The sequence below is a fragment of the Microlunatus flavus genome (assembly GCF_900110855.1).
Lineage (GTDB): Bacteria > Actinomycetota > Actinomycetes > Propionibacteriales > Propionibacteriaceae > Microlunatus > Microlunatus flavus.
The window spans coordinates 121,862-138,801 of sequence record NZ_FOFA01000010.1 but is presented as its reverse complement, the minus strand read 5'-3'; the positions used below and the strand labels follow the sequence as shown (position 1 = coordinate 138,801).

The 16,940-nt window shown below is 74.7% G+C and carries 15 protein-coding genes; 11 read left to right on the top strand and 4 right to left on the bottom strand.

What is annotated here, in order from left to right; all coding sequences use genetic code 11:
* Nucleotides 1–30 precede the first annotated feature (30 nt).
* The 7 genes from BMY04_RS19625 to BMY04_RS19595 all read left to right on the top strand — a co-directional run bounded on the left by BMY04_RS19625 (nucleotide 31) and on the right by BMY04_RS19595 (nucleotide 6,632).
* Nucleotides 31–1,221 (top strand): dipeptidase, encoded by a 1,191-nt coding sequence (locus BMY04_RS19625; RefSeq protein ID WP_232506526.1) that lies wholly within the window; start codon nucleotides 31–33, stop codon nucleotides 1,219–1,221.
* Nucleotides 1,218–1,949 carry a copper homeostasis protein CutC gene (locus tag BMY04_RS19620; protein WP_091185517.1) on the top strand — a complete coding sequence of 244 codons (732 nt, stop codon included), beginning with the start codon at nucleotides 1,218–1,220 and terminating at the stop codon, nucleotides 1,947–1,949. Before BMY04_RS19625 ends, BMY04_RS19620 begins: the two co-directional genes overlap by 4 nt.
* A complete protein-coding gene (locus tag BMY04_RS19615; RefSeq protein WP_091185514.1) occupies nucleotides 1,946–2,215 on the top strand; it encodes a DUF4031 domain-containing protein in 270 nt (89 codons plus the stop codon). Before BMY04_RS19620 ends, BMY04_RS19615 begins: the two co-directional genes overlap by 4 nt.
* Before the next feature lie 217 nt (nucleotides 2,216–2,432).
* Nucleotides 2,433–2,693: a UBP-type zinc finger domain-containing protein gene (locus tag BMY04_RS19610; protein WP_091185510.1), complete on the top strand. Its 261-nt coding sequence runs from the start codon at nucleotides 2,433–2,435 to the stop codon at nucleotides 2,691–2,693.
* 13 nt (nucleotides 2,694–2,706) lie between these two features.
* The gene (locus BMY04_RS19605; protein ID WP_091185507.1) at nucleotides 2,707–4,476 is read left to right on the top strand and encodes an NAD(P)/FAD-dependent oxidoreductase; all 1,770 of its coding nucleotides are present in this window, start codon (nucleotides 2,707–2,709) and stop codon (nucleotides 4,474–4,476) included.
* Nucleotides 4,477–4,537: 61 nt separating this feature from the next.
* A complete protein-coding gene (locus BMY04_RS19600) occupies nucleotides 4,538–6,052 on the top strand; it encodes an ATP-binding protein (protein WP_232506525.1) in 1,515 nt (504 codons plus the stop codon).
* Between the two features lie 79 nt (nucleotides 6,053–6,131).
* Nucleotides 6,132–6,632, top strand: coding sequence for a MarR family winged helix-turn-helix transcriptional regulator (locus BMY04_RS19595; RefSeq protein ID WP_170854232.1), 501 nt, complete (start codon nucleotides 6,132–6,134; stop codon nucleotides 6,630–6,632).
* 95 nt (nucleotides 6,633–6,727) lie between these two features.
* On the opposite strand, the gene BMY04_RS19590 is transcribed toward BMY04_RS19595, so the two are convergent.
* Nucleotides 6,728–8,806 carry a HelD family protein gene (locus BMY04_RS19590; protein ID WP_091185503.1) on the bottom strand — a complete coding sequence of 693 codons (2,079 nt, stop codon included), beginning with the start codon at nucleotides 8,804–8,806 and terminating at the stop codon, nucleotides 6,728–6,730.
* A gap of 148 nt (nucleotides 8,807–8,954) precedes the next feature.
* On the opposite strand from BMY04_RS19590, the gene BMY04_RS19585 reads away from it, so the two are divergent.
* Complete coding sequence (locus BMY04_RS19585) at nucleotides 8,955–9,530, top strand: NUDIX hydrolase (protein ID WP_269766238.1); 576 nt, start codon at nucleotides 8,955–8,957, stop codon at nucleotides 9,528–9,530.
* Nucleotides 9,531–9,599: 69 nt separating this feature from the next.
* Here the strand turns inward: BMY04_RS19585 and BMY04_RS19580 are convergent, their stop codons facing one another.
* The 3 genes from BMY04_RS19580 to BMY04_RS19570 form a co-directional block, all read right to left on the bottom strand.
* Nucleotides 9,600–11,255 (bottom strand): DNA repair helicase XPB, encoded by a 1,656-nt coding sequence (locus BMY04_RS19580; RefSeq protein WP_091185499.1) that lies wholly within the window; start codon nucleotides 11,253–11,255, stop codon nucleotides 9,600–9,602.
* Between the two features lie 86 nt (nucleotides 11,256–11,341).
* Complete coding sequence (locus tag BMY04_RS19575; RefSeq protein WP_091185495.1) at nucleotides 11,342–13,570, bottom strand: helicase-associated domain-containing protein; 2,229 nt, start codon at nucleotides 13,568–13,570, stop codon at nucleotides 11,342–11,344.
* Between the two features lie 4 nt (nucleotides 13,571–13,574).
* Nucleotides 13,575–14,561 (bottom strand): hypothetical protein, encoded by a 987-nt coding sequence (locus BMY04_RS19570; protein WP_091185492.1) that lies wholly within the window; start codon nucleotides 14,559–14,561, stop codon nucleotides 13,575–13,577.
* A gap of 282 nt (nucleotides 14,562–14,843) precedes the next feature.
* On the opposite strand from BMY04_RS19570, the gene BMY04_RS19565 reads away from it, so the two are divergent.
* The 3 genes from BMY04_RS19565 (at nucleotide 14,844) to BMY04_RS19555 (ending at nucleotide 16,771) form a co-directional block, all read left to right on the top strand.
* Nucleotides 14,844–15,227, top strand: a complete 384-nt coding sequence (locus BMY04_RS19565) for a cold-shock protein (RefSeq protein WP_091185487.1) — start codon at nucleotides 14,844–14,846, stop codon at nucleotides 15,225–15,227.
* A 2-nt stretch (nucleotides 15,228–15,229) separates the two neighbouring features.
* Nucleotides 15,230–16,132 carry a DUF3027 domain-containing protein gene (locus BMY04_RS19560; RefSeq protein WP_232506524.1) on the top strand — a complete coding sequence of 301 codons (903 nt, stop codon included), beginning with the start codon at nucleotides 15,230–15,232 and terminating at the stop codon, nucleotides 16,130–16,132.
* A gap of 99 nt (nucleotides 16,133–16,231) precedes the next feature.
* Nucleotides 16,232–16,771, top strand: coding sequence for a MarR family winged helix-turn-helix transcriptional regulator (locus tag BMY04_RS19555; RefSeq protein WP_198410288.1), 540 nt, complete (start codon nucleotides 16,232–16,234; stop codon nucleotides 16,769–16,771).
* Nucleotides 16,772–16,940 lie beyond the last annotated feature (169 nt).

Sequence of the window (16,940 nt, the reverse complement as noted above, 5' to 3'; positions counted from 1 at the left end):
CGCCGCTCGGCGACGTCGCAGGAGGTGTGCGTGCCCCAGCCGCTGGTGGTCGACGGGCACAACGACCTGCCCTGGGCGCTGCGGCCGGGCGGCTACGACTTCGACGCCGTCGACGTGGCGCGGTCGCAGCCGCAGCTCCACACCGACCTGCCGCGGCTGCGTACCGGTGGGGTCGGCGGGCAGTTCTGGTCGGTCTACGTGCCCTGCGGCTTCCGCGGGGCGGCGGCGGTGACGGCCACGCTCGAGCAGGTCGACGCGGTCCGCACCATGGTCGAGCGCTACGCCGACGACCTCGTCCTGGTCGGCGACGCGGACGGGCTCGAGGCGGCGCTGGCGTCCGGGCGCATCGCCAGCCTGATGGGCGCCGAGGGCGGGCACAGCATCGACAACTCCCTCGGCGTGCTGCGGACCCTGCACCGGCTGGGCGTCCGCTACCTGACGCTCACCCACAACGCCAACACCGACTGGGCCGACGCCGCGACCGACGTGCCGCGCCACGCCGGGCTCACCCGCTTCGGGCGCGAGGTGGTCGCCGAGATGAACCGGCTCGGGATGCTCGTCGACCTCTCGCACGTGGCGGCGACGACGATGGACGACGCCCTCGACGTCACCGCGGCGCCGGTGGTCTTCAGCCACTCGAGCGCCCGCGCGGTCGCCGACCACCCGCGCAACGTCCCCGACGACGTCCTCGCCCGCCTCGCCGACAACGGCGGGGTGTGCATGGTGACCTTCGTGCCCCGCTTCGTCAGCCCGGCCGCGGCCGCCTGGGCGGCGGAGGTGCACGAGGCCGCGCTGGCGGCGGGCGTCGACCCGCGTGACCTGGAGGCGCTCGACACCTTCTCCGACACGTACGCCCGCCCCTGCCCGCCCGCGACGCTCGCCGACGTCGTCGCCCACGTGGAGCACGTGCGCGAGGTCGCGGGCCTGGCGCACGTCGGCCTCGGCGGCGACTTCGACGGCACCACGGAGACGCCGGTCGGGCTGGAGGACGTCTCGCGCTACCCGGCGCTGCTCGACGCCCTGCGCGGGCACGGCTGGTCGGAGGACGACCTCGTCGCGCTCACCCACGGGAACGTGGTCCGCGTGCTGCGCGAGGCGGGTTCCGTGGCGGCCGGGCTCCAGACGGTACGGCCGCCGTCGACCGCCACGATCCAGGCCCTCGACGGACCTGCGGACGCCGCCGCCGACCAGGCGCCGACGACGGGGGAGGAGCCCGCGTGAGCGCCCTGCTCGAGGTCGTCGTCACCCACGCGGCCGACGCGACGCGCGCGGAGGCCGGCGGGGCGGACCGGGTCTGCCTCCTCGGCGACCCCCTGACCGGCACGGAGCGGGAGGCCGGCGCGCTCTCGCCCGCGCCCGACCTCGTCGCCGCGGTGCGCGCCGCGACCAGCCTGCCGGTGCGCCCGCTGCTGCGCCTGCGCGACGGCTACGGCACCGACGGCGGGGAGGTGGCGCACCTGCACGGGCTGCTGGCGGCGTACGCCTCTGCCGGGGCCGACGGGGTGGTGATGGGCTTCCTCAACGCGCTCACCGAGATCGACCTGGAGGTCGTGGCCGAGCTGCTCGGCGGGGGCGGGGACGTGCGGTGGACGTTCTCGCGGGCCGTCGACGCCTGCATCTCGACCGACCGGGCCTGGCGCGAGCTGCCGCACCTGCCGGGTCTCGACGCGGTCGCGACGGCCGGTTCCGCCCGCGGCGTGGCCGAGGGGCTCGACGAGCTGGTCGCCCGGGCGGAGGACGACCCGGCCGCGCGGCGGTTGATCATGGCCGCCGGCGGGCTGGCGCCCGAGCACGTGCCGTGGCTCGTCCGGGCCGGCGTGGGGATGTTCCAGGTGTCGACGCAGGTGCGCCCGCTCGGCTCCTGGAAGGCGTACGTCGACGCCGACCTGGTCGGGACCTGGCGGGCGCTGCTCGACAGCGAGGCCGGCGGGCGGCCCGGCGCGCGGTGATCCTCGTCGACGAGCCGACCTGGCCGGCCCACGGGCGGCTGTGGTCGCACCTGGCCAGCGACACGTCGTTCGCGGAGCTGCACGCCTTCGCGGCCCGGATCGGCCTGCCGCCCCGGGCCTTCGACGGCGACCACTACGACCTGGTCGAGGACCGCCACGCCGAGGCCGTCGCCGCCGGCGCGGTCCCGACGACGTCGCGGGCGATCGTCGCCGCCCTGCACGCCGCCGGCCTGCGCCGCCGCAAGACCTCGCGGCTCGCCCGCTGACCCCCGTCCCCGCCGCTGCCCGCTCGTCCGGCCCCAGCCCAGTGGTAGGTTGCCGCGCCTCCGGCACGGCGTGTCGGCGCGGCAACCCACCTCTCGAGGGTCAGTCGGGGAACGGCCCGAGGCGGGCGGTGTGTCAAGGCTCTACGCCGCGTGCGAACTCCTGGGGACGAGCACTTGTGCGCGGGGCAGGATGGGGGCCGACCCGAGAGGATCGCCCATGCCTTGCGCCCATCTCGAGGCCCAGCCGCTGACGCCCCGTCCGGCCGGGTTCGAGCCCTTCTGCCTCGACTGCGCCCTCACCGGCGACCAGTGGACGCACCTGCGCCGCTGCCTGACCTGCGACCACGTCGCCTGCTGCGACGACTCCGTGAACCGTCACGCCTCACGCCACTTCGAGCAGACCGGACACCCGGTGATGACCTCGGAGGAGCCGGGCGAGGACTGGCGCTGGTGCTTCGTCGACGCGCAGACCGCGTGAGGACGGACCACCCATGACGACACCCCAGACCCCGACCGACCTCACCGGCGGACCCACCCGCGGCGAGGGCGAGCCCGGCGACCGGCCGGCCCTGCGCCCGCGCCGCGACCCCGACGTCCCCCGCGACGCCAAGCCCGTCATCCTCACCGTCGACGACGACCCGAGCGTCTCCCGGGCCGTCGCCCGCGACCTGCGACGCCGCTACGCCGAGGACTTCCGCGTCGTGCGCGCCGAGTCCGGCTCCTCGGCGCTCGACGTGGTCCGCGAGGTCGTGCTCCGCGGCGAGCAGGTCGCGGTGATGCTCGCCGACTACCGGATGCCGCAGATGAACGGCGTCGAGTTCCTCGAGGCGGCCATGGACCTCGTGCCGCAGGCCCGCCGCGCGCTGCTCACCGCGTACGCCGACACCAACGCGGCCATCGCGGCGATCAACGTCGTCGACGTCGACCACTACCTGCTCAAGCCGTGGGAGCCGCCGGAGGAGAAGCTCTACCCGGTCGTCGACGAGATGCTGGCGAGCTGGCGCCGCGACGGCAAGGCGCCCGTGCACAAGATCAAGATCCTCGGTCACCCGTGGTCGCCGCAGTCGTACGAGGTCCGCGACTTCCTGGCCCGCAACCTCGTGCCCTACAAGTGGTACAACGTCGAGGAGCCGGACGGCTCCCGGCTGCTCGCGGCCGCCGGCAAGGCCGCGGCCGACGTGCCGGTGGTGGTCACCACCTCCGGCGAGCCGCTGTCGCGGCCGACCCTCACCGAGCTGGCCAACGCGGTCGGGCTCGACACCACCCCGCGCGGAGACTTCTACGACGTCATCGTCGTGGGCGGCGGCCCCGCCGGGCTCGGCGCCGCGGTGTACGCGGCCTCGGAGGGGCTGAAGACCGTGGTGCTCGAGCGGTCGGCGGCGGGCGGCCAGGCCGGCCAGAGCTCGCGGATCGAGAACTACCTCGGCTTCCCCGACGGCGTCGCCGGTGCGCAGCTCACCGACCGGGCCCGACGCCAGGCCGTCCGCCTGGGCGCCGAGCTGCTCACCGCACGGACCGTCACCGGGCTCACGGCGAAGGGGCCGGCGCGCGAGATCACGTTCGACGACGGGCAGACGCTGCTGGCGCACACCGTGGTGCTGGCGACCGGGGTCTCCTACCGCCAGCTCGACGCGACCGGCGCCGACGACCTGCTCGGCCGCGGCATCTACTACGGCTCGGCCTCGACCGAGGCGTCGGCCTGCGACGGCGAGCACGTCGTCATCGTCGGCGGCGCGAACTCCGCCGGCCAGGCCGCCGTGTTCTTCTCGACGCACGCCGCCAAGGTCACCCTCGTCGTCCGCGGGGAGAACCTCGAGCGCTCGATGTCGAGCTACCTCATCGACCAGGTGCGCTCGCGCGACAACATCGAGGTGCGCACCTGCACCGTCGTCGAGGACTGCCAGGGCGAGGAGCACCTGCGCTGCGTCACGCTCTTCGACCGCAGCTCCGGCGAGCGCGAGGTCGTCCACGTCGGGCACCTGTTCGTGTTCATCGGCGCGGCGCCGCTCACCGACTGGCTCGACGGCGAGGTCGTGCGCGACAAGGCCGGCTTCGTGGTCACGGGCCCGGAGCTGGTCGTCGAGGGCCGTCGCCCCGAGGGCTGGGACCTCGACCGCGACCCGTACCTGCTCGAGTCGAGCCTGCCCGGGGTGTTCGTGGCCGGCGACGTCCGCTCGGCCTCGGTCAAGCGGGTCGCCTCGGCGGTCGGCGAAGGTGCGTTGGCGGTCACACTCGTGCACCGCTACCTCGCCGAGCAGTGAGCGGGCGCACCATGGGAAGAGAGCACCTCGCGTCCACGTTGGACCAGGTGGAGGAGACACGGTGACCGACACGGTGACGCAGGCGGCGCGCAGCGCCGAGGAGCAGGGCCCGGGCGACGGGGCAGACCCGGGGAGCGACCGGCTGACCCCGCAGGAGCTGGCGACGCTGTTCCTGTTCGAGTCCCTGGACGCCGACCAGCTGGCCTGGCTGAGCGAGCAGGGCCGGGTCGAGACCCGCCTCGAGGGCGACGTCGTCTACGCCGAGGGCGACCCGGCGACGTGCTTCTTCGTGCTCGTCGAGGGCTGCGTCGCCATGCGTCGCTGGGTCGAGGGCACCAACGTCGAGGTCACCCGCACCGACCAGCGCGGCGTCTACTCCGGCGCCACGACCGCCTTCGTCCGCTCCGAGACCGACAAGCGCTACGCCAACAGCCTCGTCGCCGTCCACGACTCGCGCTTCTGGGTCATCGACGCCAACGCGTTCGGGGAGAAGATCCGTGCCTGGTTCCCGATGGCCATGCACATGCTTGAGGGCCTGGCGACGGGCATGCGGAACAGCCAGCTCGTGGTCGGCCAGCGCGAGCGGCTGCTGTCGCTCGGCCGCCTCGCCGCGGGCCTGACCCACGAGCTGAACAACCCGGCCTCCGCCGCCGTTCGCGCCACCGCCAGCCTGCGGGAGCGTGTCAGCAAGATGCGCGGCAAGCTCAGCCACCTGGCCTCGGCCGAGATCGACGGGCACGAGTTCGCCGCGATGGTCGACCTCCAGGAGGCGGCCGTCGAGCGGATGGCCAAGATCACCCGCGACCTCAGCCCGCTGGAGACCTCGGAGGCGGAGGACGAGCTCGCCGACTGGCTCGACGACCACGACGTGCAGGGCGCGTGGGACGTCGCCCCCGTGTTCGTGGCCGCGGGCGCGGACGTCGAGTGGCTCGACGAGCTGGCCGGGAACGTCTCGCCCGAGGTCCTCTCCGACGCCGTGCACTGGATCGCGTACGCGCTCGACACCGAGCAGCTGATGAACGAGATCGAGGACGCCACGACGCGCATCTCGACCCTCGTCGGCGCGGCCAAGCAGTACTCGCAGCTCGACCGCGCGGCGCACGCCGACATCGACGTGCACGAGGGCCTCAAGAGCACGATCATGATGCTCAAGCACAAGATCATGAGCAGCGGCAAGATCACGCTGGTCAAGGACTTCGCGACCGACCTCCCTCGCGTCCCGGCCTTCCCCGCCGAGCTCAACCAGGTGTGGACGAACCTGATCGACAACGCGGTGCAGGCCATGCCCGACGGCGGCACCCTGACGATCCGCACGCGCCTGGAGCGCGATGACGTCCTGGTCGAGGTCGCCGACACCGGCACCGGGATCCCGCCGGAGATCCAGGAGCGGATCTTCGAGCCCTTCTTCACCACGAAGCCCGTGGGGGAGGGGACCGGCCTCGGGCTCGACATCTCCTACCGCGTCATCGCCCAGCGCCACGGCGGCGACCTGCGGGTGGAGTCGGTGCCCGGCAGCACGCGCTTCCAGGTCCGGCTGCCGCTGGTCACCCCGGAACGGCTGCGCACCAGCGAGTGACCCCGTCCGCCGGGGGTGCTCGTCGGTCGCTGTCCGGTCAACCCCCGGCCGCGGGCCCGAACTTCGTTAGCCTGAGCAGATGGACGAGCAGGCAGCCGACGCCGCCGTGCCCCCGGTGACCCCCGAGGAAGCCGCCGCGATCGCCCTCGATGAGAGGTTGTGCCTGGCCCTCTACACGGCCTCGCGGTCGATGACCGCGCGCTACCGCGTCGCGCTGGAGGACCTGGGGCTGACCTACCCGCAGTACCTGGTGATGGTGCTGCTGTGGGAGGAGGGCTCGGTGCCCGTCGGACGCATCGGCGAGCGCCTCTCGCTGGAGTCCAGCACCCTCTCCCCGCTGCTCAAGCGCCTCGAGACGGTCGGGCTGATCAGCCGTACGCGCGACCGCACCGACGAGCGTCTGGTCATCATCGGCCTCACCACGGCGGGCCGCCGCATGCAGGAGCGGGCCGGCCGCGTGACGCTCGACGTCTGCGAGGCCTCCGGCCTCACCATCGCCGACCAGCAGGCCCTCGTCGCCGACCTGCGCGCCCTCGACGAGCGCCTGCGCACCTCGACCCGCGAGGCCAGATCGGCGTGACTGGCAGACGCCACCACAGCGCCTGAGACCCGACGATCCGGATCAGGCGCCGGGTCAGAGCCTGATCCGCGTCCGAGCGGAGCGAGGACAGACGGCTACGCGGCTAGGGCGAGAGGTAGCTCCGCGCTGTGGACGACCACCAGGCTCGTCACCGCGCGGGTGAGGCAGACGTAGAGGCGGCGCAGGCCGGTCAGCTCGTCGGCCTCGGCGGCGACGAGCTCGGCCGGTTCGAGCAGGACCACGTGGTCGAACTCGAGCCCCTTGACCAGCGAGGCCGGCACCAGGTCGACCCGCCGGCCCTCGCTCTCGTCGGCGAAGTCGCGGGCCTCGCCCAGCAGGTCGTACGGGACACCGGCCGCGCCGAGCGCGGCGGCGACCTCGGCGATCCGACGGTCGGCGACCACCACGCCCACGGTGCCCTCGTGGCCCAGGGCCTCGCGGACGCCGTCGACCGTCGCCCGAAGGGCGTCGGCGGTCGAGCGCAGGTCGAGCTCGCCGGCCGAGCGGCGCACCGAGCGCGGCGGCACCAGCGTCGGCGCGATGACCGGCAGCAGCCGGGCGGCGTACTCGATGACCTGCCCGGGGACCCGGAACCCGTCGACGAGCTCGGTGACGACCGCGTCGGGCTGCCCGAGGTGGCCGAGCGCCTCCGCCCACGAGCTGACCGACCAGGGCGTCGTGGCCTGGGCGAGGTCGCCGAGCACCGTCATCGACCCCGTGCTCGCACGGCGACCGACCGCGCGCAGCATCATCGGCGACAGGTCCTGGGCCTCGTCGAGCACGACGTGGCCCAGGCTCGGTGTGCGGGCGAGGACGTCGCCCGCCTCGTCGACCAGCGCGAGGTCGGCCAGCGTCCAGCGGGCGGTCTTGGGCGTACGCCCCGGGCGGCTCGCCAGGAGCTCGGCCTGCTCGTCCTCGTCCAGCAGCCCGTCGGCGGCCCGCGCCAGGAACGGCGCGTCCGTCAGCAGCCGCAGGACCAGCCGGGCCGGGTCCAGCGCGGGCCACAGCCCGGCGACGTACGCCTTGACCTCGCGGCTGCGCGCGACGGCGGCCTGGACGCGGTCGTCGGGGGAGTCCCCGGCGGCCTCCATGCGCAGCAGCACCTGGTGTGCGAGGCGCTGGGCGAGCATCGTGCGCCCGGCCTCGTAGCGCACGCCGCGGGCGCGCAGCTCCGCGACCGACTCGTCGGCCAGGTAGGCGGCGACGCGCCACTGGCGGATGCCGCGGGGCAGCACGAGGTTCTCGCTCGCGGGCGCCAGGTGGCCCCAGACCGCGCGGCGCACGACCTCGGCCATCCGGGCGTCGCCCTTGAGGCGGGCGCGGGGCGTGGGTTCCGTGGCGCGGACGGCGAGCCCCGCGGCGTCGGCGAGCATCGACTCGACGGTGGCCTGGGCGGCGTCGATCTCGCCGAGCGCGGGCAGGACGTCGCCGATGTAGGACAGGAAGCTGGCGTTGGGCCCGACGACCAGCACGCCGGAGCGGGCGAGCTGCTCGCGGTGGGCGTAGAGCAGGTAGGCGGCGCGGTGCAGCCCGACGGCGGTCTTGCCGGTGCCGGGGGCGCCCTGCACGCAGACGGAACGTCCGAGCCCCGCACGGACGATGACGTCCTGCTCGGGCTGGATCGTCGCGACGATGTCGCGCATGGGACCGGTGCGGGGACGCTCGATCTCGGCCTGCAGGATCGCGGACCCGGTGCCGGCCCCGGGCGCGTCGGCGGCCAGCTCCTCGTCCTCGTAGGCGGTCAGGGCTCCGGTCGAGAAGCCGAACCGGCGCCGGCGGCGCACGTGCATCGGGTCCGCCGGGCGCGCCCGGTAGAAGGGCAGGGCCATGCCGGCGCGCCAGTCGATGACGAGCGGTTCGCCGCCGGCCTCGCCGGTGATGTGGCGCCGGCCCACGTACAGGGTCTCGTCGTGCTCCGCCCCGAGGGCGACGGCGTAGTCGAGCCGGCCGAAGAAGAGCGGCACGGTCGGGTCGTCCTGCAGCGACACCATCCGGCGGTGCAGGACCTGCTTGAGGTGCTCGGTCGAGACGCGGTCGCCGCCCTGCGCGGTCAGGCCGGCGGTGGTGGCCCGCATGCGGCCGAGGGCCTCGCGGGACTCGACGAGGTGGTCCTGCTCGGCGCGCAGCACCGGATCAGGAGGGTGGTCGGACGGGGTGGAGGGTTCGGTGGGCATGGGCGAGCTCCGATCGTGGATCGGCGGGGTGGGGAGGGCGAGGGGACACGGTAGGCGCCCGGGGCGCAGGCGTCCAGGGGTTTGCCGCAGGCCGACCTCCCGGGCCCCCGGCGACATCACGCCGGACGGCTCTTCTTAGGGTTGCTCTGTGACCGACGCCAGCCAGCCGCCCGCCCGGACCCGCTCCTTCGCGGCCGTGGAGAACCCGGCCGACCGCCCGCGCACGTCGCGCAAGACCGTACGGGTCCTGCTCCTCAACCCGGAGGGCAGCACGCTGCTCTTCGAGGACAGCGACCCGGGCCTGGTCGACGCCCGCTGGTGGGTGACCCCCGGCGGCGGCATCGACCCGGGCGAGTCGGAGACCGAGGCGGCCGTGCGCGAGGTGCGCGAGGAGACCGGCTTCGACCTGGACCCCTCGGCGCTGCTCGGACCCGTGGCCCGGCGCCACGTCGTCCACGGCTACTCCGACCAGGTGATCGAGCAGGACGAGTCCTTCTACCTGGCCCAGGTCGACACGTTCGACGTGGACGTCTCCGCGCACACGCCGGAGGAGCAGATCACGTTCAAGGGCCACCGCTGGTGGTCGACCGAGGACCTGCGCGGCAGCGACGATTGGGTCTGGCCGCGTGAGCTCGAGGAGATCCTGCTGCTCATCGACCAGGCCGACCGCTGGCCCGTGGAGCTCGGGTTCCAGGAGGAGTCGACGGTTCCCGACGTCGGCTGAGCGGTCAGTGGGGGTGATCGTGCACCACCGTGGTGCAGGATCCCACCCACTGCGCGGGAAGGTGCCGCCTCACTCGGCCGCGAGCGCGTCCTCGGCGTCCATGATCGTGTACGCGTAGCCCTGCTCGGCCAGGAAGCGCTGCCGGTGCGCCGCGAACTCCGCGTCGACGGTGTCGCGGCTGACCACGGCGTAGAAGCGCGCGGTCAAACCGTCGGCCTTGGGCCGCAGCAGCCGGCCGAGGCGCTGGGCCTCCTCCTGCCGCGAGCCGAACGCCCCCGACACCTGGATGGCGACCTGCGCGCTGGGCAGGTCGATGGAGAAGTTCGCGACCTTGCTGACGACCAGCAGGTCGATCTCGCCGGACCGGAAGGCCTCGTACAGCCGCTCGCGCTGCCGCACGGTGGTGTCGCCGGTGATCAGCGCGGCGTCGAGGCGCTGCGCGAGGTCCTCGAGCTGGTCGACGTACTGCCCGATCACCAGCGTCGGCTGGCCGGCGTGCTTGCGGACGAGGTCGACGACGACGTCGGTCTTGGAGTCGGCGGTCGACGCCAGGCGGTAGCGCACGTCGGGCTCCGCGACCGCGTACGTCATCCGCTCGGCCTCGCTCAGGGTCACGCGGACCTCGACGCAGTCGGCCGGGGCGATGTAGCCCTGCGCCTCGATGTCCTTCCACGGCGCGTCGTAGCGCTTGGGGCCGATGAGGGAGAACACGTCGCCCTCGCGGCCGTCCTCGCGCACCAGCGTGGCGGTCAGGCCGAGACGGCGCCGGGCCTGCAGGTCGGCCGTCATCCGGAACACGGGGGCGGGCAGCAGGTGCACCTCGTCGTACATGACCAGGCCCCAGTCGCGGGCGCCGAAGAGCTCGAGGTGCGGGTGCACGCCGCCGCGCTTGGTGGTGATGACCTGGTAGGTCGCGATGGTGACCGGCCGGATCTCCTTCTTGGAGCCCGAGTACTCGCCGATCTCCTCCGGCGTGAGGCTCGTGCGCCGGATGAGCTCGTCGCGCCACTGGCGCGCGGAGACGGTGTTCGTCACCAGGATGAGCGTCGTCGTCTTGGCGGTGGCCATGGCGGCCGCGCCGACGATGGTCTTGCCGGCGCCGCAGGGCAGCACCACGACGCCCGAGCCGCCGTGGAAGAACGACTCCGCCGCCTGCGCCTGGTAGGGCCGCAGCTCCCAGCCGGTCTGGTCCAGCTCGATCGCGTGGGCCTCGCCGTTGACGTAGCCGGCGAGGTCCTCGGCCGGCCAGCCGAGCTTGAGCAGCACCTGCTTGAGGTGGCCGCGCTCGCTGGCGTGCACGACGACCGTGTCGTCGTCGACGCGGTTGCCGACGAGTCCCTTGACCTTGGCGCTCTTGAGCACCTCGGCGAGCACGGGCCGATCGGTCGTGACGAGCACGAGGCCGTGCGTCGGGTGCTTCTCGATCCGCAGGCGGCCGTAGCGGTCCATGGTGTCGGCGACGTCGACCAGCAGGCCGTTCGGCACCGGGTAGCGGCTGTAGGTGAGCAGGGTGTCGACCACCTGCTCGGCGTCGTGACCGGCGGCGCGGGCGTTCCACAGGCCCAGCGGCGTCAGCCGGTAGGTGTGGATGTGCTCGGGCGCGCGCTCGAGCTCGGCGAACGGCGCGATCGCGATCCGGCACGCCTCGGCGTCGGGGTGGTCGACCTCCAGCAGGAGGGTCTTGTCGGACTGGACGACGAGGGGCCCAGGGGCGTCAGCAGACATCCGCAGAAGCGTATGCGGAAGCCGAAGTGCGCGGGTCGGGTCAGGTCCGACCCGACCGCCGCGTCGGAGCGAAGCGGAGACAGAAGTCAGACCAGCTCGACCGCGGCGATCCGGCTGAGGGCGATGGTGACGATCTCGGCGTTGGTGCGGTCGACGGCGCGGACCAGGCCGGCGGAGAGGTCGAGGGGGGCGAGGTCGCGGGAGGTGGAGCGGCCGTCGTTGCCGACCCAGGTGACGCGGACGGGCAGGCCGTCGCGGGTGGCGACGCGCAGCTCGTCGAGCGCCGCGGCGGCGGTCGACGCCGTGGCCGCGCGCTGGTCGGCGGCGACGATCGCCGAGGCGACGTCGGCCGTGCGCGGGGGCACCGGGGTCGGCGTGAGGCGGGCGGCCGGCGCGCGGGGGACCGGCGGGGCGGGGAGCCCGCGGCCGTGGGCGTCCTCGGCGACGGGGCTGAGCCCCACCTCGCGCAGCGCCTCGAGGAGCTCGTCGGACTCCGCGGCGGCGATGACCACGCCCGGCGCGAGCCGACGCAGGCCGAGTGCGGCCGCCTGCGGGTGACGCAGCAGGACGCTGAGCTGCGCGTCGTCCTCGCTGGTCACGAAGCTCAGCGCGGGCCCGACACGGACGGCGCCGTGGCGACGCGCGACGTCGCCGAGCAGGTACGCGAGCGGCTGCGGGACGGGCGTCGTCGCGTGCGTCCGCAGCCACTCCAGCGCCTGCTCCGCGCTCCACCCGGCGTCGAGGGCGCGGCGCACGCTGTCGGCGCTGAAGCGGTAGACCGCCCCAGCGCCCCGCGACTCCTGGGTCGCGAGCAGCCGCAGGTCGGCGGCGACGTCGTGGCGCAGCGGGCCCGGGGCGACCGCGGTGAGGTCGGCCTGCAGCACGAGGTGGCCGACCGGCTCGGGGAACAGCGCCGCGAGCTCCTCGGGGACCACCTCGCCGGCGAGCAGCGGCGGCATGAAGCCCGACACCGCGTCCAGCGCGACGAACCCGAGCCAGCTGGCCTCGCGCCACAGGTCCCGGGTGAGCTCGACCGCCGCCTCCGGCGTCCGCGCCAGGCGCGGACGCTCCCAGGCCAGGGCGGCGCCGAGGTCGGCGGGGTCGAGAACCGTCCCGGTGCCGGCCCGCGCAGCCAGGCCGAGCGTGACGCGGCGCAGCGCCGGCGCCGACGGGGACTCCGCCTCCGGACCCAGGGCGTGGCCGCCGTTCGTGGCCGACCGCGCGAACCACCGCGGCGCGGCCAGCCAGGCCTGGGCGAGCAGGGTCCAGCGCTCGGCCGCGGGGCGGGTCGACCACCGGTCGTACGCGGCCGTGGGCAGCACCCCGTGGCTGCTGCCCGGCGCGACCAGGCCGGCGGCGGCGGCGAGCTCGACGAGGAACGTCGCGTACGCGGCGTCGGTCCCGAGCGCCCGGGCGAGCCCGCTGAGGTCGCGCGCCGAGAGGCCGCCGGTCCGCAGCGGACGGAACGGCGAGTCCTCCAGCGCGCGGGCCACCAGGTCGAGGTCGTCCAGCCCGCCGAGCACCGCCCCGGCGGCCGCGCGGTCGACCAGCGTCGACGAGCGGCTACGTCCGGTCAGCGCGGGACCCCGCGTGGCGACCGGGTGCGGGGTCAGGCGCCCCGCCCGCAGCCGCAGCGCGATCTCGCGCGGCAGCACGACGGTGTCGCCGTCGAGCGGGCGCAGCAGGCGGGCGGCGACGAGCGCCCCGACCGGTGACCGTGCAGGGTCGGCACCGACGCGGTCGGCCTGGCGGGAGACCCCGCTCGGCGACCAGAGCAGGCGGTCGAGGACGGCGCGCATCGCCGGCGTGCAGGCCTCGAGGGCGGCGTCCACCTCGGCGTCATCGAGCGCCTGGCGCGAGGGTGCGGCGAGGCCGAGCGGGTACGGCTCGAAGGCCTCGCGCACCGTTCGCACCAGGTGCAGGGCCTCCGCGTCGCCCCAGACCAGGGCACGCCGGCGCAGCACGTCCACGGCGTCCTCCACGACGGCGGCCTGGTCCTGCCGGTCCTCCGAGGACGCGTCCGTCGACCCGTCGGCCGGCGACTGCTCAGAGGCCACCAGCGCCTGCAGCTCGGCGAGCGTCGTCGGGTCGGGCAGGGCGGCGAGCGCCTCGGCCACGAGCCGCTGCCAGGCGTCGAGGTCGTCGAGCGCGCGGGCCGTGGAGGCCGACGTCGTCGCGCGGGAGGCCAGCTCGGACAGGTCGCGGGGCATCGGGACGGTCAGGTCCGGGCGCGACCGCAGGAGGTCCTCGACCGCGTCGACGGGCCAGCGACGCAGGCTCTCGGTGAGCGTGCGGGGGCGGGCGGGTCCGGCCACCCGCTCAGCCCCAGGGGCCGGCGGACGGCGGGCCGACCGGCGGCTGACCGGCGGACGGCGGGCCGGAGCGGCGCAGGGTCTGCCACACGATCAGGAGCAGGACGCCGAGGGAGAGCCAGCAGATGGCGACCGACCAGCCGGAGACGAACCCCCACCACGAGTCGCCCGCGATGGCCGCGCGGGCCACGCCGATGACGGCGAAGAAGGCCACGGCGCCGGCCGCGATGCGGAACAGCATCCGGACGGCGGCCTGCGCGACGGCGACCCGCGTCGCGAGGAACACCGCCACCACGAGCATCACCGGCGCCAGCGGCAGGATGACCCCGCCGATCGCCAGGCAGATGCACAGCCCCGGCGTCGCCGCCTCGAAGACCGCCCGCGCGCTGGTGCGCCCGCCCTGGGGCTGCTCCCCGTACGACGTGGGGGGTGGCGCGAACCAGCCCGGCGTACCGGGCTCCGGGTACGGGCCGCGCGGTGCGGCGTGCGGGAACGCGCCGGGCTGCGTGGCCTGAGGATCCGCCGGGGGGAAGCCGGCCGGGCCGGGCGGCGGCTCCAGCACCGGCCAGGGAGCGGCGGCGGCCGGGTTCGGCGCCGCGGTCGGCGGGGCGGCCAGGGCGGTCGGGGCGGTGGAGGGGTGCCCCGGCGTGACCGTGGGTGCCGTCGGCAGGGTCGTCGCCGTCGGCGCAGCGGCCTCCGGCGCGGACGACCCCCAGGCGCCGGGGGCGGAGGTCCACAGCGACTCGCTGGTCAGCGTCGCGGTCACGACGTCGAAGGGCTGGCTCGGGTCGCGCTCGTCCGGCGGCTGGGGCACGAGATCGGCGAGCGGGGCGACCGGCGCCGACGGCTGGTCGAACCGTGGACGCACGGCGGGCAGCCCGTCCGCCGGACGTCCGGGCGGCGGGGCCTGCTCGAGCGGCGGCACCGGCGCGTCGGCGAAGTACTGCGGCCGCTCGAGCGGCGCGTACTCCGGTCCGTCCTCCCAGGTCGCCACCCCCCGAGTCTAGTGAGCGGGGGGCGCGCCCACCGGGCCGACGACGCAGCGGCTCGGAGCGAACCCGGTTGGGCCCCCACGGCGTTCCCGCTAGGCTTGGCGGGTTGCCCGGCGAGGGTGACCTGGACGCGCCGCGGCGTTGCCGCACCAGCGGGCAGCCTGCCGGCGCCAGGTCGCACCGCGGACGACAGACGTCTCCGTTCGACCCGTGGACCTCGTCCGCGACACCCCAGATCACCCAGACAGCTGATCCGTACGGATCACGAGCAAGCGAGGTTCGGCGTGCCGACTGGCAAGGTCCGTTTCTACGACGCCGAGAAGGGCTTCGGCTTCCTGACCAAGGACGACGGCGGCGACGTCTACGTCCGTTCGAACGCGCTGCCCGCCGGGACCACGAGCCTCAAGGCCGGGCAGAAGGTCGAGTTCGGCGTCGTCGAGGGCCGTCGCGGCGAGCAGGCGCTGTCGCTGCGGCTGCTGGAGGCCCCGCCCTCGCTGTCCAAGGCGCACCGCAAGCCGACCGACCAGATGACGCTGATCGTCGAGGACCTGATCAAGACGCTCGACGGCGTGGGCAACGGCTACCGCCGCGGCCGCTACCCCGACGCGCGCACCTCGGAGAAGCTGGCCTCGGTGCTGCGCGCCGTCGCCGACGAGCTGGAGCTCTAGGCGTGAGCGCACCGGCGCCCGGGACGACAGACGTGGCGGACCCGGCGGAGGACGCGGTCGCGAGCGAGCCGCAGGAGGGCGCGGAGCGGGAGGCCGGCGCCGTCGCGCCGACCCGCAGGACCACCCGCGCACCCCGTGCGCCCAAGCCCGACCAGGCGTGCCTCGACGCGGTCGATCTCGCCCGGTCCGCCGCGGAGGAGACCGCGGGCGTCGTCGGCGTCGGGGAGCACCTCGGCGCGGTCGCCGAGGCGGAGCGCGTCCTGACCCACGTCTTCGCGGCCACCCACCCGGGCTACGCCGGCTGGCACTGGTCGGTCACGGTCGTGCGCGCCTCCCGCGCCAAGACGGTGACCGTCGACGAGGTCGTCCTGCTGCCCGGCGACGGGTCCCTGCTGGCTCCGCGCTGGGTCCCGTGGGCCGAGCGGGTCGGTCCGGGCGACGTCACCGCGGGGCTGCTCATGGCGGCGCCCGTCGACGACCCGCGCCTCGAGCCCGGCTACACCGGCGGCGAGCGTGCGGCGGACACCGACCCCGCCGACGCGGAGCTGGCCCGGGTCGTGGTGGCCGAGCTCGGTCTCGGCCGCGAGCGCGTGCTGTCGCGCGAGGGCCGCGACGAGGCGGCCGAGCGCTGGCTCGCCGGCCCTCCCGGGCCCGACAACAACCTGACGCGGCAGGCGCCGGGCGTCTGCGAGACCTGTGGTTTCTTCACGCGGCTCCAGGGTGGCCTGGGCGTCCTGTTCGGGGCGTGCGCGAACGCGTACTCCGCCTCCGACGGCCGCGTCGTCAGCGTCGACCACGGGTGCGGTGCGCACTCCGACGTCGTCGAGGAGGACCACGCCGAGGAGCTGCCGCGGCCGGCCTGGGAGACCATCGACTGGGAGCAGCCCGGCAGCCTGTTCGACTGAGGGCGGCTGCCCGTCCGGCGCCCTCGCGCGCCGTTCTCGTACGCCGACCTCACCACCCGCACGCGGACGGATCGGGACAGACTGTGATCATGGCTGCCCATGAGTGACGCGACCGGACCTGCCGCCGAGCAGCCGGTCGCCGCCCCGATGACCGACGCGGCCGAGCTGCGGCAGGCCGTGGCGACCTTCGTCGAGGCCGGGGCGGACGAGTCGGTCCAGCGCGTGACGACGGCCGTGCACCGGCTGTCCCGGCGGCTGAACCAGTGGTACGACCGCCAGCTGGTCGACCTCGACATCTCTACGAACGAGTACCTGGTCATCAGCGAGCTCGCGCGCAGCCCCGGCCACGCCCCGCTGACGCCGTCGCAGCTGGCCGCTGCGACGAACATCGCGCCCTCGTCGATGACGCACCGGCTCGACCGCCTCGTCGAGCGCGGTCTGATCACCCGCGAGCAGGACCCCGACAACCGCACCCGCGTGCTGATCCGGCTGAGCGACGCCGGCTACGCGCTGTTCGTCGAGGTGATCCGGCAGTCCGACATGCTCGAGTCCGACGTCCTCGGCGACCTGAGCGACGACGAGATCGAGACCATGGCCTCCCTGCTGGAGAAGGTCATCTCCCGCCTCGAGGACATCTGACCGTCCGCTGAGCCGAGAACGCTCCCTGAGCTTGTCGAAGACCGAGAACGCTCCCTGAGCCTGTCGAAGGGCCCGGAACGGGTTGGCGTTGTGCCCCGAGGAGGACGCCGACCTCTTCGAGGCCCTTCGACAAGCTCAGGGAGCGTTTCCTGCGAGGCCCTTCGACAAG